Annotated in this window: 20 protein-coding genes; 13 read left to right on the top strand and 7 right to left on the bottom strand. The window is 68.6% G+C overall.

Features of this window, described 5'->3' with window-relative positions; genetic code table 11:
- The first annotated feature begins 43 nt into the window (after positions 1-43).
- The 4 genes from ABII15_RS14975 (at position 44) to ABII15_RS14960 (ending at position 4,381) form a co-directional block, all read left to right on the top strand.
- Complete coding sequence (locus ABII15_RS14975) at positions 44-1,402, top strand: DUF445 domain-containing protein (protein WP_353942825.1); 1,359 nt, start codon at positions 44-46, stop codon at positions 1,400-1,402.
- A gap of 129 nt (positions 1,403-1,531) precedes the next feature.
- Positions 1,532-3,010 (top strand): MFS transporter, encoded by a 1,479-nt coding sequence (locus ABII15_RS14970; RefSeq protein WP_353942824.1) that lies wholly within the window; start codon positions 1,532-1,534, stop codon positions 3,008-3,010.
- Between the two features lie 13 nt (positions 3,011-3,023).
- Complete coding sequence (locus tag ABII15_RS14965; RefSeq protein WP_353942823.1) at positions 3,024-4,001, top strand: helix-turn-helix domain-containing protein; 978 nt, start codon at positions 3,024-3,026, stop codon at positions 3,999-4,001.
- A gap of 5 nt (positions 4,002-4,006) precedes the next feature.
- Positions 4,007-4,381, top strand: coding sequence for a VOC family protein (locus tag ABII15_RS14960; protein WP_353942822.1), 375 nt, complete (start codon positions 4,007-4,009; stop codon positions 4,379-4,381).
- Between the two features lie 200 nt (positions 4,382-4,581).
- On the opposite strand, the gene ABII15_RS14955 is transcribed toward ABII15_RS14960, so the two are convergent.
- Entirely contained in the window at positions 4,582-4,887 is a 306-nt protein-coding gene (locus tag ABII15_RS14955) for a hypothetical protein (RefSeq protein ID WP_353942821.1), read from the bottom strand.
- A 454-nt stretch (positions 4,888-5,341) separates the two neighbouring features.
- Here ABII15_RS14955 and ABII15_RS14950 point away from each other — a divergent pair, with 454 nt between their 5' ends.
- Together ABII15_RS14950 and ABII15_RS14945 are read left to right on the top strand one after the other, a co-directional pair.
- Complete coding sequence (locus ABII15_RS14950; RefSeq protein WP_353942820.1) at positions 5,342-7,690, top strand: fibronectin type III domain-containing protein; 2,349 nt, start codon at positions 5,342-5,344, stop codon at positions 7,688-7,690.
- 28 nt (positions 7,691-7,718) lie between these two features.
- A complete protein-coding gene (locus ABII15_RS14945) occupies positions 7,719-8,441 on the top strand; it encodes a hypothetical protein (RefSeq protein ID WP_353942819.1) in 723 nt (240 codons plus the stop codon).
- Between the two features lie 49 nt (positions 8,442-8,490).
- On the opposite strand, the gene ABII15_RS14940 is transcribed toward ABII15_RS14945, so the two are convergent.
- Positions 8,491-9,345, bottom strand: a complete 855-nt coding sequence (locus ABII15_RS14940) for a maleylpyruvate isomerase family mycothiol-dependent enzyme (RefSeq protein WP_353942818.1) — start codon at positions 9,343-9,345, stop codon at positions 8,491-8,493.
- 213 nt (positions 9,346-9,558) lie between these two features.
- Here ABII15_RS14940 and ABII15_RS14935 point away from each other — a divergent pair, with 213 nt between their 5' ends.
- Both ABII15_RS14935 and ABII15_RS14930 read left to right on the top strand, forming a co-directional pair.
- Complete coding sequence (locus tag ABII15_RS14935; protein WP_353942817.1) at positions 9,559-9,729, top strand: hypothetical protein; 171 nt, start codon at positions 9,559-9,561, stop codon at positions 9,727-9,729.
- A 14-nt stretch (positions 9,730-9,743) separates the two neighbouring features.
- Positions 9,744-10,154 carry a VanZ family protein gene (locus ABII15_RS14930; protein ID WP_353942816.1) on the top strand — a complete coding sequence of 137 codons (411 nt, stop codon included), beginning with the start codon at positions 9,744-9,746 and terminating at the stop codon, positions 10,152-10,154.
- Between the two features lie 45 nt (positions 10,155-10,199).
- Here the strand turns inward: ABII15_RS14930 and ABII15_RS14925 are convergent, their stop codons facing one another.
- Together ABII15_RS14925 and ABII15_RS14920 are read right to left on the bottom strand one after the other, a co-directional pair.
- A complete protein-coding gene (locus tag ABII15_RS14925; RefSeq protein WP_353942815.1) occupies positions 10,200-11,084 on the bottom strand; it encodes an aminoglycoside phosphotransferase family protein in 885 nt (294 codons plus the stop codon).
- Complete coding sequence (locus ABII15_RS14920; protein WP_353942814.1) at positions 11,081-12,484, bottom strand: helix-turn-helix transcriptional regulator; 1,404 nt, start codon at positions 12,482-12,484, stop codon at positions 11,081-11,083. Before ABII15_RS14920 ends, ABII15_RS14925 begins: the two co-directional genes overlap by 4 nt.
- Positions 12,485-12,645: 161 nt before the next feature.
- Between ABII15_RS14920 and ABII15_RS14915 the strand changes: the two genes are divergently transcribed.
- From ABII15_RS14915 to fxlM, 5 genes are all read left to right on the top strand, one after another.
- Positions 12,646-13,104 (top strand): ATP-binding protein, encoded by a 459-nt coding sequence (locus ABII15_RS14915; RefSeq protein WP_353942813.1) that lies wholly within the window; start codon positions 12,646-12,648, stop codon positions 13,102-13,104.
- A gap of 245 nt (positions 13,105-13,349) precedes the next feature.
- Positions 13,350-13,526 carry an FxLD family lanthipeptide gene (locus ABII15_RS14910; RefSeq protein WP_353942812.1) on the top strand — a complete coding sequence of 59 codons (177 nt, stop codon included), beginning with the start codon at positions 13,350-13,352 and terminating at the stop codon, positions 13,524-13,526.
- A gap of 69 nt (positions 13,527-13,595) precedes the next feature.
- Entirely contained in the window at positions 13,596-16,583 is a 2,988-nt protein-coding gene (locus tag ABII15_RS14905; protein WP_353942811.1) for a lantibiotic dehydratase, read from the top strand.
- Positions 16,580-17,719, top strand: coding sequence for a lanthionine synthetase C family protein (locus ABII15_RS14900; RefSeq protein WP_353942810.1), 1,140 nt, complete (start codon positions 16,580-16,582; stop codon positions 17,717-17,719). The genes ABII15_RS14905 and ABII15_RS14900 overlap by 4 nt, the downstream gene beginning before the upstream one ends.
- 14 nt (positions 17,720-17,733) lie before the next feature.
- Entirely contained in the window at positions 17,734-18,933 is a 1,200-nt protein-coding gene (fxlM, locus tag ABII15_RS14895) for a methyltransferase, FxLD system (RefSeq protein ID WP_353942809.1), read from the top strand.
- 345 nt (positions 18,934-19,278) lie between these two features.
- On the opposite strand, the gene ABII15_RS14890 is transcribed toward fxlM, so the two are convergent.
- From ABII15_RS14890 to ABII15_RS14880, 3 genes are all read right to left on the bottom strand, one after another.
- Positions 19,279-20,376 carry a DNA cytosine methyltransferase gene (locus ABII15_RS14890; protein WP_353942808.1) on the bottom strand — a complete coding sequence of 366 codons (1,098 nt, stop codon included), beginning with the start codon at positions 20,374-20,376 and terminating at the stop codon, positions 19,279-19,281.
- An 82-nt stretch (positions 20,377-20,458) separates the two neighbouring features.
- Positions 20,459-21,421, bottom strand: a complete 963-nt coding sequence (locus ABII15_RS14885) for a DNA cytosine methyltransferase (protein ID WP_353942807.1) — start codon at positions 21,419-21,421, stop codon at positions 20,459-20,461.
- 94 nt (positions 21,422-21,515) lie between these two features.
- Positions 21,516-22,379: a DUF6339 family protein gene (locus tag ABII15_RS14880; RefSeq protein WP_353942806.1), complete on the bottom strand. Its 864-nt coding sequence runs from the start codon at positions 22,377-22,379 to the stop codon at positions 21,516-21,518.

The following is a 22,379-nucleotide window of genomic DNA, read 5'->3' as shown; positions in this document are numbered from 1 at the left end:
AGTGGGAACGGGACGGCCGAACGATGAGCGAGGCGGGCAGGCGATGAGCGATCTGGATAAAAGGGGTGAAACGGGCAGCGGTGGCTCCGGGCAGTATGCCCAAGAGCCCACCGCGCACCCCCGCACCGCCCGCCGCTCGGTCACCGAGTTCACCGCCGCGGACGAGGAGAAGCGCCGCGGTGTCCGCCGGATGAAGGCGACGGCGACGGGCCTGCTGGTCCTCGTCGCGGTCGTGTACGCCCTGACCACCTGGGCGGAGCACTCCGGCGCGGGCGCCTGGACCGGCTATGTCGCGGCCGCCGCCGAGGCCGGCATGGTCGGCGCGCTCGCCGACTGGTTCGCGGTCACGGCCCTCTTCCGCCATCCCCTCGGCGTCCCGATCCCGCACACCGCGATCATTCCGCGCAAGAAGGACCAACTGGGTCTTTCGCTGGGTGAGTTCGTCGGGGAGAACTTCCTCTCCGGGGACGTGGTCCGCGACCGCCTGCGCTCCGTCGGCATCGGTTCCCGGCTCGGCGCCTGGCTCGCCGAGCCCAAGAACGCGGACCGGGTGACGGCCGAGCTGGCCACCGCGCTGCGCGGCGCCCTCACCGTGCTGCGCGACTCCGACGTCCAGGCGGTCGTCGGCGAGGCCATCACGCGCCGCGCCGACAACGCCGAGATCGCCCCCGGCATCGGCAAGATGCTGGAGAAGGTCGTCGCGGACGGCGGCCACAAGCGGGTCGTCGACCTGGTGTGCGCTCGGGCCCACGACTGGCTCGTCCTGCACTCCGACTCGGTGATGGACGCGGTCCAGGGCGGCGCGCCCGGCTGGACCCCGCGGTTCGTGGACAAGCGGGTCGGCGAGCGGGTCTACAAGGAGCTGCTGCGCTTCGTCACCGAGATGCGCGACATGCCCGAGCACCCGGCGCGCGGCGCCGTGGACCGTTTCCTGCGCGACTTCGCGGGCGACCTCCAGGCCGACTCCGACACCCGGGCCCGCGTCGAGCGCCTCAAGTCCGAGGTGCTCGGCCGCTCCGAGGTGCAGGACCTGATCGCCTCCACCTGGTCGGCGGTCCGCTCGATGATCGTGGCGGCGGCCGAGGACGAGCGCAGCGAGCTGCGGCTGCGGGTGCGGGCGTCGCTGCTCTCGCTCGGGCAGCGGATGGCGTCCGACCCGAAGGTGCAGGGGAAGGTCGACGGCTGGGTGGAGGGCGCCGCGGTGTACGTCGTGACGACGTATCGGGCCGAGATCACCTCCCTGATCACGGACACGGTGGCGAGCTGGGACGCCGAGCACACCTCCCGCAAGATCGAGGCCCACATCGGCCGCGACCTGCAGTTCATCCGGATCAACGGCACGGTGGTCGGCTCACTCGCCGGACTCCTGATCTACACGGTGTCGAAGGCGCTCGGGGCGTAGCGCCTCGCTCCGGCAGATCAAGCCCCTCCGGCGATCGAGGAGCGGCGGGGGCCGGGGCGGGGCCCCGTGGCGTGAGCCATGGTCGGCGGGGAACTCGGGGCGGGCCCATTCCCTCAGCGAGGAGGGTCCATGTCCCCCGAACCCCCGAAACAACCCGGCACCGGCGGAGCCACCATCACCACCGCCGTCCCCGCCCGCCTCGACCGCCTCCCCTGGTCCCGCTGGCACTGGATGGTGGTGATCGGCCTCGGCACGGTCTGGATCCTCGACGGCCTGGAGGTCACGGTCGTCGGCAACATCGCGGGCCGCCTCTCGGAGCCCGGCAGCGGCCTGCCCATCTCCTCCGCGCAGGTCACCGGCACCGCGGCCGCCCTGTACGTGGCGGGCGCCTGCGTCGGCGCCCTCTTCTTCGGCTGGCTGACGGACCGCTTCGGCCGCAAGAAGCTCTTCCTCGTCACCCTGGCGGTCTATCTGGCGGCGACGGCCCTCACGGCGTTCTCCTTGTCCGTCTGGTGGTTCTTCGTCTTCCGCTTCTTCACCGGCTTCGGCATCGGCGGCGAGTACGCGGCCATCAACTCGGCGATCGACGAGCTGATCCCGTCGAAGTTCCGCGGTCGCGTCGACCTGATCATCAACGGCAGCTTCTGGCTCGGCGCGATCGGCGGCTCGCTGCTCTCGATCGTGGCGCTCGACACGGACCTGTTCGCGAAGAACATCGGCTGGCGCCTCACCTTCGCCCTCGGCGTCGTCCTCGGCCTGGTCATCCTCCTGGTGCGCCGCAACGTCCCGGAGAGCCCCCGCTGGCTCTTCATCCACGGCAGGGGAGAGGAGGCCGACGCCCTGGTCACGGGGGTGGAGGACAAGATCCGTACGGAACGCGGCGGCGCGTCCCTCCCGCCGCCGGCCGGCGAGATCACCATCCACCAGCGCAAGAGCACCGGCTTCCTGGAGATCGCCCGTACGGTCTTCCGCTCGTACCCGCGCCGCACCACCCTCGGCCTCTCCCTCTTCATCGGCCAGGCGTTCCTCTACAACGCGATCACCTTCGGTTTCGGCGCGATCCTGACGACGTTCTACGACGTGCCGACCGGTTCCACGGGCTACTACTTCGCGGTGATCGCGGCCGGCAACTTCATCGGTCCGCTGCTGCTGGGCAAGCTCTTCGACACGCTCGGCCGCCGCATCATGATCTCCTCCACCTACCTCCTGTCCGGGGTGCTGCTCTTCGGCACGGCCTGGCTCTTCGGCCGCGGCTCGCTCACGGCGACGACCCTGACGGCCTGCTGGTCGGTGGTCCTGTTCTTCGCGTCGGCGGGCGCCTCCAGCGCGTACCTCACCGTCTCGGAGATCTTCCCGATGGAGACGCGCGCGATGGCGATCGCCTTCTTCTACGCGGTCGGCACGGCGGCCGGCGGCATCAGCGGCCCGCTGATCTTCGCGGACCTCACCAAGAGCGGCCAGGTCGCCGACACGGTGCTCGCCTTCCAGATCGGTGCCGGGCTGATGTGCGCGGCGGGTCTGGTGGCGGTGGCGTTCGCGGTGCGGGCGGAGGGCAGGTCGCTGGAGGACGTGGCGCGACCGCTGTCGGCGGTGACGCCGTCCGGGTGACAGCATCTGCTCCATGAGTACGCGGCGCGCTCCTCGGGAGACGGTGGCGGTCCTGGTCAGGGACGGTGTCCTGCCCATGGAACTGGGCCTGGTCCACCAGCTGTTCGGCGCGGCCCGCGACCCGGCGACGGGCGAGCCGCTCTACGAGGTCCGTACGTGCGCGCCCCGGCCGGGCAGGATCCGTACGGACGCCGATTTCCCGATCTACGCGGAACACGGCCTGGAGACGGTGATGGCGGCGGACACCGTCCTGGTCCCGGCGTCGCACGAGACGGACGAGACGCTCGGGCCGGGCGGCCTGGACGGCGCGCTGGCCTCGGCGATCGGGGCGGTGCGGGGCCGGGTGGCGTCGATCTGCACGGGGGCGTTCGTGCTGGCGGCGGCGGGCCTGCTGGACGGCCGCCGGGCGACGACGCACTGGCTGTCGTCGGCCCGCTTCGCCCGTACGTTCCCGGCCGTCACGGTCGACGCCGACGTCCTGTACGTGGACGAGGGCCCGGTCCTCACCTCGGCCGGTGAGGCGGCCGGCATCGACCTGTGCCTGCACATGATCCGCGCGGACCACGGCGCGGCGGTGGCGGCCGACGTCGCCCGGCGCACCGTCGTGCCCCCGTACCGGGAGGGCGGCCAGGCCCAGTACATCCGCCGCCCGGTCGAGGAGGAGGGCCTGACCTCGACATCGGCGTCCAGGACCTGGGCGCTCGACCACCTCGCCGAACCCCTGACCCTGGCCGACCTGGCGGCGCGCGACGGCCTGTCGGTCCGCACCTACAACCGCCGCTTCCGCGAGGAGACGGGCGTCACCCCCATGACCTGGCTGGCCACCCAACGCGTCGACCGGGCGCGGGAGTTGCTGGAGCGCACCGACCACACGGTGGACCGCGTCGCGGCGGAGACGGGCTTCGGCACGGACGTCTCGCTGCGCCAGCACTTCCAGCGCCGGCTCGGGGTGTCGCCGGGTGCGTACCGGGCCACGTTCCGGGGACGATGACGGGCATGACACAGATCCGCAGAGCGGTCCCGAACCTCCAAGTGGCCCCCGGCGAAGAGGCGGCAGCGGCCAACCGCGACTTCTACGGCACCCTCGGCTTCGAGGAGGTCATGAACCTCGGCTGGGTCACGACCCTGGCCTCCCCGAGCCACCCCGAGGCCCAGCTCACCTTCCTCACCCACGACGCGACGGCCCCGGTGGTACCGGACGTGAGCGTCGAACTCGGCACGGTGGAGGAGGTCGACAAGGCGTACGAGGCCCTACGGGCAACGGGCGCCGAGATCGTCCACGCCCTGCGCGACGAGGACTGGGGCGTCCGCCGCTTCTTCGTACGGGATCCGCAGGGCCGAGTGGTGAACGTATTGGCCCACCAGAAGTAGGCCGCCCCGCCGGGGGTGCGGGGAACTGCGCGAGAAGCGACCACCGGCCGTCCCCCGACGAACTGCCGAGAAGTGCGGGGCGCGTGGTCGGTCGGCCGGTGATCCGGCCCCGCCAGGGGCGCGGGGAACTGCGCGACCAGCCCCCACCGACCCGCGGACGAACGACGACCCAGAAGCAGGCCGGGGCCACTCGCCGCGGATCAGGCCCGCCGGTCCACCACGACATAAGACGCGGCGGCAACGGCCCCGGCAACTCCGAACACGGCAGGCCAGGCCCCGACCTTCTTGGCCAGAGGATGCGACCCGGCAAACGCGGCGACGTACACCCCGGTCAACGCCCCGGCCACCTTCCCGCCCCGCACCTTGGTCCACTGCGTGGCGGCGGCGGCCCCGGCGACGGCGAGCACGGCCCCGCCCAGCTGCCGCTTCTTGGTGAAGCGCGCGGTGGCGTAACCGCCGATGAGGCCGGCGGCGGCGAGCGGGGCGGTGGGCAGGGTGCGGGCCATGGAATCTCCTGGTGGGCGGAGCGCCGGACCGGATGCCCGGCAATGCACTGAAGGGCGCCGTTTGGCGCCGTTCGCGAGGTTACGCCGTGCGCCCGCGGGCGGGGCCGAGGGGGCGGGCACTGTGCTCCGGCTCACTCGCCCCGGACATGCGCCACCCCGGCCGAAAACAGTCTCCGAGAACCCCGCGAGAACCATCCCCAGTTCCCCAACTCCCTTTGTAATAAAGCGATATGGAGTCGCACCGCATCGCAGAATTCAAGCCCCGCACATGGCCGAAAACAACTCCCCGCAGGGCCGGATTCGGCGCTGACGCCCCTCCTGCGCCGTCCCTATAGTCGGGTGGCTCGATCGCTCGTTCGGTACGTCCCGGGGGGAGACGGAGCCTCGGGATGTCTGAGAACACCGAGGCCCATCGACAGCAGGGGGACACGTGCGGAAGCGTCATTTCAGACGGGTGCTGCGAAGAACGGCGATAGCCGTCTCGCTCGCCCTCCCGATGGCCGTGCTCAGCCCGGCCGCCACCCAGTCCGCCCGCGCCGCCGACACCCCGGCGGCACAGCCACCACCCGCCGCCTGCGCGGGCATGACGACACCGGTGGCCGACGACGAGAACCACGCCTCCATCCGGCTCGACGGCCCCGAGCAGGACGCCGAGTTCGCCGTGGACGAGCACGGGAAGATCACCCTGAACGGGGTGCTGCACAAGCAGGCCGCCATGGTCGACCTCGCGGTGGGCCGCACGACCACCACCGACTTCACCCTGGGCCCGCCGCCCGACGGCGTGGCGGCCTGGGCCTCGTCCTGGACGACGACCCTGCGCCCCGGCCAGATCGGCAAGAACCTGGTGTGCGTACGGGCCGATCGCGAGCCCAAGCGGCACGCGCGCATCCTGCGGTCCGTCACCGTCGTCGACCGGATCGCCCCGAGCGACGTCACCGGCCTCACCGTCGGCGGCATCACGGACACCTCGGCCAAGGTCACGTGGCACGCGGCGACCGACAACTACGGCCTGGCCGGCTACGACATCAGCATCGACGGCGGCGCCCCCCACCGCACCGACACCGCCACACGCTCGTACAGCGTCACGGGCCTGAAGCCGACCACGGGGCACACGGTGTCCGTCGTCGCCGTGGACCTCGCGGGCAACAGGTCGAAGACCCCCGCGACCGCCTCCTTCACCACTCTCGCCCCGCCGAAGCCCCCGGACCCCGACGCGGAGCTGTCCTTCGCGCCGGAGGAAGGCGGCGCCCTCGCCACCTGGCACCCCAAGATCGCCGACGGCCTGACCTACCGCGCCTATCTCGACGGTGAGCAGATCGACACGTTCCCCGTGGACCAGTACTGCCAGAACGCCGACGGCACCCCGGCGGACCCGTGCACCGAGAAGAGCACGATCGGCTACCCGATCGAGCCCCTCGAAGAGGCCACCCCGTACACCTTCCGCGTACAGGAGGTTGCCGCCGACGGCACCGCCGGCCGCAGCTTCACCGGCGGCTTCACGACGAAGACGGTCGACCCCGAGGTGGATCCGGCGGCGACCCAGGTGCTGGCCAGCGAGAGCTCGCAGTGCGCGGTCCGGGGCGGCGACTTCTACCTCACGCAGGGCGTACGGGCGAAGGTCACCGTCCCCGCGGGCGCCACGCAGATCTTCGACGGCTGCTACAAGGCCGCCGACGCGGGCTGCGTCCACGACTACCTCCCGCCGAGCGGCGAGAAGGTCATGAAGTGCTCGGACGACGTCACCAAGCTCATCTACTCGGTCGCGCCGGCCGGCCGCGGCCCGGTGATCTCCACCGTCGGTGACACGCCCACGCTCGCCGCGGCGGGCGCGGGCCTGGCCGAACCCATCACCTGGTGCGTGGAGACGGCCTGCGCCGAGGTGATCGCCGAGGCGGAGGCCATCGTCGCGGCCGCCGCGGAGGCGACCGCCGTCGGCGCCGCCACCGCCTGGGTCGTCGCCGCCATCGAGGGCATCGGCATCGGGATCGTGCTCGGCGTCCTGCTGGCGGTCCTCTTCCCCAGCGAACTCGGCATCGACGGCGTGACGGAGTACCCGATCCACCACGACACCGACTTCGACACCTTCGAGGACTGGGGCCTCAATCACGGCGAGTGGTACAACAGCCTCAAGATCTACGCCGAAGTGATCAAGACGACGAAGACGGTGACCGCCCGCGACGGCCTGCCCTTCGCCTGGGACAACGCCGCGGACTCCCAGCTCAAGCACACCATCGACCAGGCGTGCCGGGCCCAGCGCGGCACGACGGGTTCCGCGGGCTGCGACGAGGACGTCGTCGTCTACGTCCCCGGCGGCACCAACTACAAGGGCCGCGTCATGGACCGGACGGGGACGCACATCGTGCAGGCGATGGGCGACGGCGGCTACCCCGATCCGATCGGCCGGGCCGCGTGGTACTACCCCGGTCGCAGCCAGGGCGGCCAGGCGGCGCGTGGCGCGGGTTACCGGCGCAACTGGTACTACACGAACCCCAAGTTCAAGCCGAACGACTGTGACGGCCACGTGGTGGGCGGGGGCCAGACGTGCGACGAGTTCCCGTTCTTCTCGACGGACCAGGCGGTCGACCTCTCGGGCCTGACCGCGTCGGTCCGGCTGGTCCCGACCACGGAGTCGCTGCCGCAGGCGCAGGACATCTCCAGCTTCTACGGCAAGTGCAAGGTCACCGACAAGACGAAGTTCGTCGTCCTGCCGGTGAAGCCGTGGGTCGCCGCGAAGGCCCCGAGCTTCGGCTTCCGTATCAACGCGGGCGGCGCCAGCATGTGCATGTCGCCGACAGCACCGTAAATCCACCCACAACGGTAAGGAAGACGATGTGACGCCCGACGCCGAACGGGACCTGAACCAACTCCGCGCGGCGGTGGGCGAGTACCGAGCGGCGGCCACGGCCGCGGGCCTCGACTGGCCCGCGGCCGGGGCCGCCGCACCCCGCCCGCACACCGACGGGACCCGCCGGCTCCTCGCCGTCGACCGCATCGGCGAGCAGCCGCTCTGGCTCCACTCCCAGGGGTGGCGGGACCGCCGCCTCCTGCCGAACGGCGGCTGGCTGCCACCCTGGCCGCCCGACCCGTCCGAAACCCTGGACATCCTCGGCCTGTCGACGGGCACCCCGTTCCCGTGGCGTGCCCAACTCCCCCTCTTCCACTTCGGCTTCGTCGTCTTCACGTACGTACTGGACGAGGGTCCCTACGAGGGTGAGGTCTGGCGGTACGAGATCGCGCCGGACGCCTACGACGCGGTCCGGGCGGCGCCGAACCTGTCGGCGCTGTTCGCGCAGTGGACCCGGGGCATCACCGAGCACGTGATCCGCCACGACGAGACGAACGACTGGCTGGCGGTGGACGACGAAGCCCTGCTCCAACTCGCCCCGACCCTCGACCCGTTCGCCTTCCCGGTCTCGGTCGCCGCCCACCCCCTCCTGCGGGAACGGCAGCGCGCGTGCGGGGTCGACCTGGACAGCGTCGACCGGGGCTTCGATAGCCAGGAGGAACTGTGGGAGGAGATCGACGCGGTCCGCAAGGAACTGGGCCTGCCGTAGACCAGCTCTGCCGTGGCCCGGCTCTGACGTGGCTCGACTCTGGCGCGGATCAGCCGAGCCCGGAGGAATCCCACCCACCCGGAGCCGGACAGCACCCGTCGGCGCCGGAGGCCGCCCAGGGCGCGGGTGAGGGCAGGTACCGGTCGAGGAGCTCCTCCTCCCCGCGCACCCGCAACTCCGTACGCGGAATGCGCTGCCACAGATGCAGCATCAGGTCGGACACCGGCCCCGCCAGCTCGACCACACAGCACCCGCTGCCCTGGTTGAGCAGCACGTCATCGGCGTCGACCTGCACGATCCAGCTCCGGAACCCGTCGAGCTGCGTGAACCGCAGCCGCTCGCCGCGCCCCGGCGGCGTCTGCCCCCAGGCCTGCCGTGCCGGGGCCAGCACCTCGAAGACGTGACTGACGGCGTCGGCGGCGAGCCAGGTCTCCACGGGCGCGGCCTCCCCGACGGCGGACTCGGCGTCCCACCGGTGCACGGCGGCCTCGATGGCCTGCAACCGCAGCCAGAACCCGACCGTCCGCCCGCCGAACCCCCCGGTCCGCGGCATCCCCACCGCCCACGACCACGCCGGCTCCCCGGGATCCCGCGCGGTGAACACCTTCTCCAACTGGTCCGCCCCGTCCCGGAACCAGTCGAGCAGCCCCCGAGGCATCCTCCCGAGCAAGGGCCCCCGCCCCGCCTCGGGCCACCCCCACCGATGCTCGGGCAACCGAATCAGCGCGGGATCCCCGAGCCCCACGGGCGGCTCCGACGACCGGGCCCCGGCGATATGAACGACCTGCCGGTGCACGGTCCCGAGATGCAGCACGAGATCAGCGACGGACCAGCCCGGACACCCCGGCACGAGCGGAACGTCGCGCCCCTCCCAGCCCTCCACGCATCGTTCGAAGGCCGCCACTTCCCGACGGAAAACCACGACATGGTCGACGCCCCACACAGCGCCCTCCCTCCCACGCACAGCCCCGCTCCTTTAAGAAGCTACGACCTGGGCCCCACCGGGATAACCGCTTCGACGAGTCTGCCTTCCCGCCGGGCCCATATCTCCCCCGGTCGAGTGGACTCGCGGGCGACCACCGGCGCGCTCCACCGCCCGGCCACGACCATCGGCACCATGCTCCCCGCCCCCCTGCGGCGTGTGGTCCTCTACGTCACCCCGCTGACGACGTTCCTGTTCGTCGCAGCGGCGGCGGCCCTGGCCCTCGTACGGCTCTGTGGCGCTCGCACGCCCCCGAACCCGCCCGCAGATCGGCACGCGCACTGGGCGCGGCCTGGCTGCTCCTGACGCTCGCGGCGACCGTGCTTCCCACCCAGCCGCTGGGCTCCGGCGGCATGTCCGTGTTCCTGACGCCGGGGGAGGGGCTGTGGGAAGCGGACCTGGCATTCGTCGACGCCGACGAACGCCACATGATCCTGGCGCTCCAGATCGCCAACGCGGCCATGTTCGTCCCGCTGGGCATCCTGGCATCGGCGTCCGCCCGGCACCCTTCGGCACTCCGGACCACCCTCCTGTGCGCAGGCCTGAGCCCGGTCATCGAACTGGCCCAACTCCTCATGGCGGAAGGCCGGGTGGTCGACGTGGACGACGTCCTCTTCAACACCGCGGGAGCCCTCCTCGGCGCGGCCCTCGTCACCTTGTGGACCCGCGCGACGGCCGTCGCGAAGCCCTCGGGCGGGCACGCGGGCCGGGACCGTCTGTTCCGAGCATGAGGGGCCCGCCCGGCAAGGGCTCTCATCCGCATCGGGCTGAGAGCCCTACATGATTCCCTTCCATCGCCAGGGCGGCCGCCCTGCACGGCCGCGCAGGCAGTCCACGCGATGCTGGGCTTCGGCCTGCCACTCGCGGTGAGTCGCGGCATGTTGAGCCGCGTACGTCGTCATCCGCAACGTGCGCGCTCCAGCGAGGAGTTCGTAGCCCGCCCAGCGAGTCACGTCGGTGCCGTAGGTGTCACAGAACTCGGCGTACTCGTCTTCGGACACCGCGCCCGTGGTCGTGAGCTTCACAGCGGTGGACACCAGATCCCACTCCGGAGGCCCGAACGAAGCTCGCTCGAAGTCGATGAGGAGAGGGCCCTGTTTCGTCACAACGACGTTGCCGACCCAGGCGTCGCCGTGGACCACGCATTCAGGGAGTCCCGTGGGCAGGTCGGCCCAACCGGTCGTCAGGTCCTGCAGGCGGCCGCTCAGCCACTGCCGGTCTTCTTGGGACAGCGTGACCGCTGCGTCGATGCGCTCAGCGACGCGGACGAACGGGTTCAGCACCCCCAGGTCGAGATCCGGCTTCGGCAGCGCGTGGAGCTGTTTCAGCAGATGCACGACATCGGCAACCCGGCCGTTCTCATGCGGCGGCAACTCCTCCCAGAAGGTGGCGGGACAGCCACCGGCCACTGTCAGAGGCTGCGGCACATCGAGCGCGCGAACAGCAGGGACACCACTGCGTTCGAGCCAGCGCGCCACCTCCACCTCACGCGCGGCCGCGTCGTTCTGTCCCGGCCGCGCAATGCGGGCAACCCTCCCGCCGGCGAGCCTCCAGACGGCGTTCTCGGCCAGGCGTATCGGCTCAGCGCCCGAGGAGTCGAACCCTGCGGCGAGACACGCTTCTTCCAGCACGGCACGGTCGGTGGGCGCAGTCAGCGTCATGAAGGCACCGTAGTGGCGATGCGTTCTCGCAGATCAGCCGCTTCGCTGATGGACCGGTGCCGTGCGGCGTAGCGGGAAAGCTCGCGGAGGTCGTCCGCGGCTCGGCGTGAGGTCAGTTTTCCGACCTCGTCGAGAGCTCGATGCCCGAGGGCGATCGCCTGTCGCGGGTCGCCCTTGGCCATGATCAAAGAGGCCCACTTCGTCCGGGAGATCGCACGCGAGCGGGCGAACGCCTTGCCGTGCCCCTCGACCGCGACCTCGAAGCGTTCCGCTGCCCGGCCGGGGTCCTGTCCCGCACGGATGGCCAGGTCGTACAGGGCGTGCGCGGTGTCACCGTGATGCTGCGCGTGGTCGTAGTACGCCATCCAAGGCGGGTCTTGCGCCGGGTCGGACTGATCGAACGCGGCGTCCGCGTCGCCGACTGCCATCAGCGTGTTGCTGACGTCGCCCATCTTGCCGAAGGCCCTGGCACGGGCCGTGTGCAGCATCGCGCGTTCGGTCGGGGTGATCCGGTCGGAACGTACCAATCCCTTCTCCGCGTCGGTGAGCCCGGTGTCCGGATCTCCTTTCCAGATCGCCTGACGGGCCATGAAGCTGTACGTTTTCGCCCGAAGGTGCCAGTTCTTGCCTTCCTCGGCACACTCCGCGGCGAGCCGGAAGGACACGCGAGCATCGTCATGCGCGTAGGCGTCGAACTGAGTCGCTCCCACGACCAGCCCGAGCCGGGCCACCGCAGACAGGAGCTGAGGGCGCAGCGGCTCAGGGCACTTCACAGGTAAGAGGCACACCGCCCAGGTGAGTGACCTGTTGGCGATCTCGGTGACGAGCCCACCGCCGCCATGTGCGTTGTCCAGGGTGTGGATGTGGTCGGCGGCCTGTTCGAGCAGGGCGATCTCGCGAGCGCGGATCTCCATCGGAACTTCGGGCTGAGCGGCCGGGGTGACGAGGCTGACGAGGTCCAGAGGCGCCAGGGCGGCAAGGCCGCCGAGGAGCAGGGCACGACGGTCCACGGGATCGAGACTTTCGCTTGGAGGTGTCGAACTACCTCTGCCCAGGATGCGGCCCTCGTGGACCTGAACGGGCGCCTTCACCCTCTCGGGAGCCGCTTTCTCGGAATCCGGAGCCTTTTTATCGGAATCGGCGGGCCGGAAAGCCATGGGCCACGAGCGCTCGAACAACCCTCCGGTCTCGAAGACTTCATCCAAACCCTTGGCGAGATCGAGGCGGCAACTGGGGTACTTACCCGTCTCCACGCTGTAGATGACGTCCTCACTGACCTGCACCAACTTACCGAGTGCCTTGGCCGACATCCCACTGCACCTGCGGAGGCGACGCAGTTCCTCGCCGAACCATTTCTGCGGTGAAACACCAGAGGTGGACTGCTTCTGTGACCGAGGCATGAGGGGCCTCTCTGTCTTCGGAATCCGACAACTTCGTCTCTCGGAACCAACACCTGCACAGCCGTCTTCGGAACTGACTCAATGGTTGTCCGCTGGTTCGAGACCAGTACACACCGCAACCCGTAGCCGTTGGTGAGTTTTCGTCAGACGAGGTGGACTTCGTGACTGCAGACCTTCTGGGTGTTCCGCGGACCATGGCTGAGGGCACGCGCGCAACCACCCGTAGCCGCCCCGGAGTGCTGGAAATCGATGTCCAACTGACGGCCCTCGCAGTGTCGCACGTGCGTGGAATCGTCCTAGGACATCTCGTCCTATGGGGGCTACCCTCCTGCGAATGGGAGGTAGGTCTCGCGACGTCCGAACTCCTCACCAATGCGTTCAACCACGCTCGCCAGGCAGATCAACCCACCGTGAAAGTACGGCTCGTACTGTCCCGCACGCCCGGTGGTCTCTTCCTCTCCGTCAGCGACCCTGACAGCCGACAACCGACCACGCCCTGCCTCGAAGACGATGCCGAGAACGGGCGCGGAATCCCGCTTCTCCGCAACATCGGCGAGGACTTCGGCTGTTCCGGCAGCGATCGCGGCAAGGACGTGTGGATCACCTTCGCTACGCCTTAGACCCACACGGCTTGCCGCCGGGTCGGGCCCAGCTCAGTGGCAAGCGTCTTGCTCCACGGACAGTGCGACATCCCCAAGGGTTCTGCCCGGTGGCGCGGAGGACGTGAAGCCAGTTCATCGGGCAGGCACTGCCGCCGCGGTGCCTGCGGTACGTGCTGCACCAAGCGCCATCGCAGCACCTACCGGGGGTCCTGCGGACTCTCCCGCCCGTGCCCGTCGGGCGGAACGACCAAGGAGGAGCCCGAGTGACGATCGCGAAAGAGAAGCCCACGAAGCCGACGGTCGCTGTTGCGGAACCGGTACCGGCCGAGGAGTGGGAACTGAAGACCACCGTCACCCGGACGCCGACGCCGATCGTCGAGGCCTGCGGCTCCAGCGACGGCTGCGGCCACACCTGTGCGTCGGCCTGCGCGTCCAGCTGACCCGATCCGCGCCGGTGCGGACGGAGTCGCAGCCGCCGCACCGGCGCACCACTCACTGAGGAATCGCTGATGACGACTCGTCCCTTCTTCCGCAGGCATGGTGACGTCCTGGTCTTGCGGGCCGCGGCGCTGCCCGTGCGTCGTCCAGTGGGCTGGCCCGATGCCTCCTCGCCGGAAGAGTGCCGCGAATGGCTCGCCCACGTTTGGACCGATGCCGCCCTCGTCGCTGCGGTACGCGCCGCGTCTCCGCGCCTGGCCGTATTCGTGGAGCGGATCGTCAGCCGTGATGCGGGCCTTCTGCCGAAGCGAGTGGCCGCCGCGACCTTGTCCGTGGCCGGCTACCTCTTGCGCGCGGCTTCCAGGGCGACGCCCTTCGGCCTCTTTGCTGGTGTCGCCCTGGCAGAGTGCGGGCCGGTTGCCGCAACGTTCGGCACGGACCATCAGCCCATCGCACGACCTGACACTCTGTGGGTGGACCACGTACGAAGGGACCTGCAGGGGCGGTCGGACGTCCTGCCGGTCCTGTCCGTCCAGGTCAACAACCTTGCCTTCCGGCGCGGGGACACCATCGGAACGACTCGTGCGGGCGGACGCCTGGCGACTGCGCCGATCACTCGCCCACTCGCCCTTCTCCTGGATGCCGCGGCCGAACCGATCGCGGGCCACCGTCTCTTGCACGTGCTCGAGAAGGCAGGCGGGACGCCGGAGCAGGCTCGCCACCTGGTCGTGCGGGCCCTCGAGGACGGGTATCTGACCAGCAGCCTCGAAGCACCGATGACCGTGCCGTATCCCGTCGCCCACATGTTGCGCACCCTGCAGCCCCACCAGGACAGGCTCGAACCGGAGACGGCCGAGATCCTCGACCAGTTGGGAATGGTGACGCTGCATCTGGCCCTGCACAATGAGGCCGCCGGCTTCAAGGAGTCGCACCGGCACCGAGAGACGACCGACGCTCGGATGCGTGCCCTCCAACCGGCTGACTGCCGGAGTCGGATCAGCCTCGACCTGCGTCTCGACGCCAAGGTCAGCGTTCCCCGAGAGGTCCTGGCCGAGGTGGAGCGTGCCGCTCACGCCCTCGTACGCCTGACCCGCACCCGCGGGGACTCACCTGCCTGGGCCGCTTACCAGACCCACTTTTGGGAGCGGTACGGCGCCGGAGTTCTGGTCCCGGTCCGTGATGCGGTCGACCTGGCGACGGGCGTCGGGCTTCCAGCCGACTACCCGATGTCGGTGTGGACCGATGTGCCCCCCAAAGTGCTGCCGCGCGACGAGAAGCTCGCGGCCCTCGCCATGCAGGCCGCCATGACGGGTGAGCGCGAGATCGTCCTCACCGACCCGGACATCGACGAACTCGCCGACGACGAGCAGGAGGGACCGACCGCCCCGCACGTGGAGATCGGGTTCAGAATCCGGGCTGCCGACCAGGAAGCCTTGAGCAGGGGCGCCTTCACACTCGATGTGCGGCCGGCGTGGACGACCGGCACCCTGTCCGGCCGCTTCGCGACCGTACTCGGGAGCCGACTGTCAGACCCGTACAGGACACTGCCCACCATGACCGAGGGAGCGCTGTCCGCACAGCTCTCCTTCATGCCCTGTTTCCCGCACTCCCAGAACGTCGCCCGTATCCCGGCCCTGCTGCCGTACGTCATCGCTGTGGGCGAGACCCGCGACGGAGGCGAGGGCCTGATCGGGATCGATGACCTTGCGGTGTTCTCCACCGGTAAGCAGTTGTACCTGGTCAGTATGGGCCGACGACGCGTTGTGGAGCCCCATGTGTTCCACCCCTTGGCTCTGGAGAAGCAGGCTCCACCGCTGGCTCGCTTCTTGGCCATGCTCGGCCGTGGATTCGCCACGGCCTGGACCGCGTTCGACTGGGGGCCGGCCGCTGCCGGTCTGCCCTACCTGCCGCGTATCCGATACGGCCGCAGCATCCTGGCCCCGGCCCGATGGAAGCTCTCCGCCGGGGTGCTGCCGTCCGGCCCGTTCGGGCCCGGTTGGCACAAGGCGCTGAACGACTGGGCGGCCGACTGGCGTTGTCCGCCCCGACTCGATCTCGTCGACGACGACCGCACCATGATCGTGGACCTGGCCGAGCCGCTCCATGCGCGCCTCGTCCACCACCACCTGCGGCGCCATGGGAGCGCCCTGTTTCAGGAGACGGCGAGCGATGAGGACCTCGGCTGGATCGGGCGCGCCCACGAGATCACCGTCCCGCTCGCCTCGACCCGGCCGTCGGCGCCCCACCCCGACCTGTCCCACGCTCCCGTAGTGACGAACGAGACCCTGGCGCAGCCCGGAGACGCCGAACAGCCGTGGGTGCAGGCGAAGGTCTTCACGCACCCCACCGCCATGGACGAGATCATCGGCCAGCGGCTGCCCCGCCTGCTCGAACAGCTCGGCACCACGCGGGCGTGGTATGTGCGGTACCGATCGCTGCAGGAGACCGACCACCTCCGGCTCCGGGTGCCCACCGGCGGGCCGGACGGGTTTGCGGACACCTTACGAACGCTCTCACGCTGGATGCGGCAGCTCACCGCGGACCGGCTCGCCTCCCAGCTCGTCCTCGACGGCTACCGGCCCGAAACGGGCCGCTACAGCTCCATGGACGCGGCCGAGGACGTGTTCGTCGCCGACAGCCTCGTCACATCCCACATCCTCGCCGACGTGCACGGCCTCGAACGAGAAACGGCGTGCGCGTTCGGCATGATCGATCTTGCACAGGGCTTCCTGGGCAGCCGCGAGGGACTGACCTGGATGGCAGAAGTTCGAGCTGGCGGCAAGGGGCGCCGCGCAATCACCAGGCAGGCACTCGACCAGGTGGACGCCGACCCCCTGTCCAACGGCTCGCCGCGCGTGGCCCGGGCCCTCCTGAAAAGGCGGGCCGCGCTGGGCACATACCGGGCCCTGATCGAGGAGAGCCACCTGGACCAGGTCCTCGAATCGCTTCTGCACATGCACCACAACCGGCTGATGGGACCCGACCGGGGCAGCGAGGCCGTGTCCCGTCATGCCGCACGTCAGACCTGTAGGTCCCTGGTCATGAGGAGGTCGGCATGAGCCTCGACGACCTCGGCGCAGGCCTCGCCGGGACTGCCCTGTACGAGGTGGTGGCCGCCCGAGCCGGAGGGGATTGGGTGGCCGCCCACGCTGCGGCGAAGGCCGTCAACGCCCAGCCCGTCACCGCCCACCCGGAGCACGCGAGCCTCTTCCGCGGTGCGCCCGCTGTCGCCTATGTGCTGCACACCGCCGGCCACCGGGCCTACGCGCGGGCACTGGCCGAACTCGACGCCGAAGTCGTCGCGATCGTCGTCGACCGCCTCCAGGCGGCACAGCAGCGCATGGACGGTCGGACCCCGCCGCCCATGCGCGAGTACGACCTGATCAGCGGCCTCACGGGGCTCGGCGCCTACCTCCTGCACCGCGGTCGCGACGACGTCCTGCAACGAATCCTTCGCTATCTGGTACGGCTGTTCTCCGAACCGCTCACCATCGACGGGCACCAGGTCCCCGGATGGTGGGCAGCCACCGACCCGCACGGCGCGCCCGGCACCGGGCAGTTCCTGCGCGGTCACGCCAACTTCGGAATCGCCCACGGCTTCACCGGCCCGCTCGCCCTGCTCGCCCTGGCCCACCGTGCCGGATGCACCGTTGCCGGGCAGAACCAGGCCTTGGCCGAAGGCATCGCTCACCTCACGCAGTGGGCGCAGCCCGTCAAGAGCGGGGGCATCGACTGGCCCGACTTCCTTCCCTTGGACGCCTACCTGAAAGGCCCCAGGCCCGAAGAGACGGAACCAGGCCGCCCGTCGTGGTGTTACGGGACGCCCGGGATCGGCCGCGCCCTGCAACTCGCTGCCCTGGCCATCCATGACGACCAGGCACGACAGCTCGCCGAAGACGCCGTGTTCCACGTCATCACGGACGCCCGCCGGTTAGGGCAGCTCGAGGACATGTCGGTCTGTCATGGGTGGGCGGGATTCCTCTTGGTCGTCGATCGGATCGGATCCAGCGCTGTCACTCCTGAGATCAACCGACATCTGCCAGTGCTCCGCGCGCACTTCAGCAACTTCTTGGTGGGCCACGAGATACCCGGGAACGCCGGACTGCTCTCCGGTGACGCCGGCGTTCTCCTCACGCTGCACACCATCGACGCCACCCGCCCCATCGGGTGGGAGACGTGCCTCCTCCTCGACTGAAAGCGAACACGACTGTGAGCCAGACCCCTACGGCCGACGAACTGCGAAACGGGCTCGTCGACGAGATTCTCAGCAGGCGGAGTCTGCCCGCCGAGGTGGAGCGGGTGATGCGGCGTGTGCCCCGTGACGCCTTCCTCCCTGGCCTCGAGCTCGAGAAGGCGTACACGGACCAGGCCGTGACCATCAAGGAGAACCCCGACGGCCCGCTCGCCCTGTCCTGCGCGTCCGTGCCCTCCATCGTGGCGATGATGCTCGCTCAGCTCGATGCACAGCCCGGCGACAACGTCCTCGAGGTCGGCGCGGGCACCGGCTACAACGCCGCGCTGCTTGCAGAACTCGTCGGCGCAGGACGGGTCACTACCGTCGACATCGATTCTGATGTGGCCCTGCACGCCAGGACCACCCTCAACACCGCGGGGTACTCACGCGTCAAGGTCATCGAGCGCGACGGCCTGCTCAGCGCGTGGGAGAACGCCCCGTACGACCGGATCATCGCCACCGTCGGTGTCTGGGACATCCCGGTGACCTGGTGGAACCAGTTGGCCGACGGCGGCCGACTCGTGCTCCCCCTGCGGTGGCGCGGTCAGACTCGCTCCGTCGCCCTGACCCGTCGCGGCAACTCCCTCGTCTCAGACGGAGTGGAGCTGTGCGGCTTCGTCCCTATCATCGGGCAGAGCGGTGAGAGGACGGAGCCGCTCAACACCGACAGCACGATCCGCGTCCACTACGACGAGGACCAGGACGTCGACGTAGACGCGCTGACCGACACCCTGGCGGACGCCTCGCTTCACGAGGTCCTGTCCGACTGTCGGGTCGGCGGTGAGGAGCCGTTCGACGGGGTGTGGCTGCGAGCCACGGCGAGCGACGATCGCGTATGCCGTCTGGAAGTCACCCCCGAGGCGCTGGAGAAGGGTCTGGTGCGCAGGCCTGCAATCCCGGTCCGCAGCCCCGCGCTGGTTGAGGGAGACTCCCTCGCCTACATGACCGTGCACCGCGAAGGGGCTGATCTCGAGCGTCCGTTCCAGCTCGGTGCGGCCGGATACGGGACGAACGGAAAGGCGCTCGCCCACGATCTGATCGCGCACATCGAGGCGTGGAGCGCCGACCGTGCGGCGGTTCCCCGACTGACCGTCACGCCGACAGCCGACGCGGCCGGAGGTCTGTCGGGTCACATGATCGGCAAGCCGGAGAGCCGGCTCACGCTCACCTACTGATCTCTGAGGCGCGTTCCCAAGATCGTTCTTGCCCAATTGAGCAAGAACGATCTTGGATTGTTTTCTGGCGCCGGATTCGCAAAACGTCCGATCACGAGCACCGCGTCCCCACCCGCTCCCGTAGCACCCGCCGCACTTCGCCGTAGCCACCGCCCACGCCGAAGTCCTGCTCCGGTCGGCCCGTGCACGACCGGCACTCCGCCCCCGGCCCCTGTCCCCAAGGCAACGGATCTCGGCACTCAGGACACTCGAAGACTTCCCGCCAGGCCCGCTTCCGAGCGGGCCGCTTCCGCTTAAGCGGATCGTGACGGTCGAGCGGAGAGCGCAATCCTGCGTCGCGGCTTCTCAGACGGGCGGCTGCCAGGAGGCAAGCTTTTCGAGCGTCGCCTTAGTGGGAGCACCGAACCCCAAGGCCGTACTGAGGATATGCAGCGCCAGCTTGGGAGGTACTGCATTGCCGATCTGTTGAGAGATGTCCCCGCCAGCCCAAGGATATGCGGCAGGGAATGACTGGAGCAGGCCTGCCTCGGAGGCTGAGAAGCGTTCCAAATCGATTCCATCCTTCACAACCCTGTTGCGAGAGATCTTCCCCGTGACCGTGGCTGCAGGGTGGTAGGAGTAGCGCTCTCCGCGGGCCTTCGGATCACCACCGGTGCCGTAGTTGGAGACCACTTTAAAGGGCTTGGGGCGATGCGGCAGGACATCGCCCATGGTTACCCACGGCTCGGGTTTGGAGCCGAAAGGCCAGCGCTCCTCACCTTTTCGATACGGCTGATGCGTGGCTTTCGGCAGCTCGACGGCTTCTTCGGAGAGCCCGGTCAGCCCATCTCTTCGGCAGGCGATGAGGACGGCTCGACGTCGAGTTTGTGGAACTCCGAACTGTTCCGTGCGCAGCATCCCGGTCGTTGCCCAGTACCCCTCGTTGAAGAGGGCCTTGGCGTACTCCTCCCAGACGGGGAGTACTGCTGGTACCTGTTCCAGAATGATTGCTTCGTAAGGTGAGAGTCGTTCATCATCGATGGCTTTCAGAGCCCAGCGAAGAGGTTCCAGGACCAGGCCGGTCCGTTCATCTTCCATTTCTGAAAGGTCTAGATCAATATTCTGCGGAGCGTCGCGGTCAACTACTCGCTGAACGAATTTCAGTACATCGTCGAGCGCGCGACGTCCCGCACCATTGCCCGCCACAGTGAAAGTCTGACAGGGAGGTCCGCCGGTAAGCACGTTGGCACTAGGAAAGTGAATAGGGTCCGAACTGCGAACGTCGCCTTGGACGGTCGACAGCCCCGCCAGTTTGCGAGTTGCACAGGCGTTGGCATCGAATTCGATCCCAACGGTCGACACTCCCAGCACGTCAGCCGCCACATCGAGGCCACCAGGTCCCGCAAAGAGGTCCACGATGTGGAAATCTGCAGGTCGGGGCGAGTGTTGTTGAGTGCTGGTCATGGGGAGGAAGTGTAGCCGGCGCGACACGGTGCTCGGCCCCGTCCGTCAACCTGTGACAGAAAGGGGCCGTCGAGGTACCTCGTCAGCCGTTCAGGGCTGCGGCGATGGCAGTTCCGAGTGCCTTGCCGACCGGAGGCGGGCAGGCCGGAGCGATCTGACGGAAGCGAGCGGTCTTCTTCCCTGTGATCGTCCACTCCTGCGGGAAGGACTGCAGGATGGCTGCTTGATCAACGGTGATCCTGAGCCTGGCCTCGCCGTCATTGCCGGGCCTCCAGTCGAAGTCGGGCTTGGGGACGTCGTTCTCGAGTGACAGGCCACAGATCCCCATGCGCGCCCACGCACGCTTCGAGCCGGTCTGTCCCAGGTCGGCACCGCCGTGTTTCTTGGATCCGCCGATCAGGGTGGGCGCTAGGCTCGTGGCTTGAGCAGCCCAATCTTCGGCGCCGTGCCACCCCTTGGACGACATCGACGGCAGCAGGGCCTCTCCGAGAGATGTGTGCGATGTCACCGTGGGAGCCGGAGGTCGGAAGCTGCCGAAGTAGTCTTCCCTCAGCGCCACCAGAACGCCCTGCTTTCGGTCCTGAGGTACTCCGAAGTCGGCGGCATTGAGGACGAACCACTTGTACCGATATCCGAGATGGTCCAACTCCTCACGAAACGTGGCTCTTACAGATTCGAATCTCGGTGATTCCACGAGGTCCGGCGAGTTCTCGACCAGGAGAGCCTTGGGGCGGAGCGGGTGAACCAGAAGCGCAGTGGCTTCCAGTAGCTTTACCTCTTCATAGAGTTCCCCCTTCTTGGCGGCCGTTACTGCGTTTACGCGAGGAAGGCCAGCAGACAGCAGATCGACGTCGTAGCTCTCCTTGTGCTCGTCAGGAACAAAATCAAGCAAATCTTCTTCGAGAACCTTCCATTCCGGACGGTTCTCGCGAAGCGTATTGCACGCGTCCTTGTTGTTGTCGACCAAGAGTGCTGGAGTGAAGCCCGCTTGCTCCAACCCCAGCGCAAGTCCGCCGCCTCCTGAACATACGTCAACAAATCGCATTTCATCCTCCTGTTTCGTCTTCCTCGTATCAATAATTCGATAAATCATCGAGACGCTGGAATTATTTCCGGGAACGTTTCTGCAACCTATTGTCTCAGTTCTTCTTGCCCCTTACGTGCGCGCCCTTGAAGAGTTCCTTGTATAGCTTCGAGAGCTCTTCGACGGATCGATACGGAACTGATCCATCCATCGGGCCTGTAGGGATTCGTTCGGGGTCGTAAACGCTGTCCAGGTGGCCAGTCTCGACCCACTCCTGATGGATGGAATGGTCCCTGGGCTGGTCCGGCCCCAGTCGCTCATACACCAGGGTGCTGTCGGCAGTGGTGACCGCACGCACCAGTCCATTAAGTTCGCGACCAGTGCGAATGGTGCCGTCCTCGATGAGCTCCACCATGGCCTGAGCGGTGGGCCGGTGATGGCAGATATTGAGACGAAGGGCTGTGTTGAGAACGTCCTGATTCCGGCACGCACTTTCGACAGGTCGATAGTCTTCACCGTCTCGGAATATTTCCGCTGCCCACCACAGGAGGGAGAAACTCTGCTTGTACCAGGGGCCGCTGAATCGAGCGGCTTGGCTGACTACCAGTCGGCCGTCCTTCACTTTCCCCCACCGCCAGCGCACGAAATCTGGAGCAACTCGCAGTGCGATGAAGTTCCACAACGTGGTGTCGACTGCCTCCGCCCTGGTGAGGCGCAGTGTGTAATGCAAGCGGGGGGCGAGCCAGGCATCGGAAGCAGAAGGTTTATCATCACGGAAACGCGACATGGCTTCTTCGAGCAACCCCCGCAGCTCTGCAGCCTCCCATCGGGGCGATTCGTCTGTTGTCTCAGTCGATCCGCGCACCAACATCTCGATTGGAAGTGGGCCTCCGTCGAGCAGGTTTCGAGTGACGGCCTTGTTCGCCACGGAGTCCGAGATTCTTCCGATCTTGTCGGGGTATTCGAACGTCTTGGCCAT

This window comes from Streptomyces sp. HUAS MG91 (assembly GCF_040529335.1).
GTDB lineage: Bacteria > Actinomycetota > Actinomycetes > Streptomycetales > Streptomycetaceae > Streptomyces > Streptomyces tabacisoli.
Note: the sequence above shows the minus strand (reverse complement) of the source record. Positions and strands in the feature narration are given on the sequence as shown.